1 protein-coding gene and 1 pseudogene are annotated in these 978 nt (G+C 70.7%); both read left to right on the top strand.

The window, feature by feature from the left end; all coding sequences use genetic code 11:
* A partial coding sequence (locus K6I34_RS37435; RefSeq protein ID WP_229332467.1) for a DUF4115 domain-containing protein occupies positions 1 to 335 on the top strand: 335 nt, incomplete at its 5' end.
* Between the two features lie 173 nt (positions 336 to 508).
* Positions 509 to 978, top strand: a pseudogene (locus K6I34_RS37430) (30S ribosomal protein S12 methylthiotransferase RimO); the annotation flags it as partial.

The following is a 978-nucleotide window of genomic DNA, read 5'->3' as shown; positions in this document are numbered from 1 at the left end:
CCCCGAGCAGGACCCCGGCCAAACCCGCCGACCCCAAGCCCGAGCAGTCCGGCGCCGTCGCGGGCGCCCCCGCCAACATGGTCACCGTCAAGCTCACCGCCGAGAACGGCCAGACCTGGATGTCCGCCAAGGACCACAACGGCAAGGTGCTGGAGGAGGGCGTGCTCAAACAGGGCACCTCCAAGACCTTCACCGACAGCAAGCGCATCGACCTGGTGCTCGGGAACGCCCAGGCGGTGCAGCTCTTCGTGAACGGCAAGCAGGTGAAGAACCTGGGCGAGGACGGCAAGGTCCAGCGGCTGAGCTACACCAAGGGCGACCCCGTAGCGGGCTGACCCGGTCGGCACACCCCCGCTGACCAGGGGAGACACCCGGCGCTCCGGCCGGATGCCGAGCACCGGGAAGGCGCGGTGCCGACCGGTGCGGCGCACCGCCGGGTGACCATCCTCTCGGTACTCGTCGGCACTCGGCAGCGGAAGCGGTGCCGGGACAAAGTAGGCTGAGCCCTATGCCCGAACGCCGTACCGTCGCTCTTGTCACACTTGGCTGCGCCCGTAACGAGGTGGACTCGGAGGAGCTGGCAGGCCGCTTGGCGGCGGATGGCTGGGACCTCGTCGAGGACGCCGCCGACGCCGATGTCGCCGTGGTCAACACCTGTGGCTTCGTCGAAGCCGCCAAGAAGGACTCCGTCGACGCCCTCCTCGAAGCCAACGACCTCAAGGATCATGGCCGCACCCAGGCCGTGGTCGCGGTCGGCTGCATGGCCGAACGGTACGGCAAGGAGCTCGCCGAGGCGCTGCCCGAGGCCGACGGCGTGCTCGGCTTCGACGACTACGCGAACATCTCCGACCGGCTCCAGACCATCCTCTCCGGCGGCGTCCACGCCTCCCACACCCCGCGGGACCGGCGCAGGCTGCTGCCGATCAGCCCCGCCGCCCGCCAGGCCGCCGACGTGGCCCTGCCCGGCCACGCCCAGAC

This window comes from Streptomyces sp. UNOC14_S4 (assembly GCF_020740835.1).
GTDB lineage: Bacteria > Actinomycetota > Actinomycetes > Streptomycetales > Streptomycetaceae > Streptomyces.
Note: the sequence above shows the minus strand (reverse complement) of the source record. Positions and strands in the feature narration are given on the sequence as shown.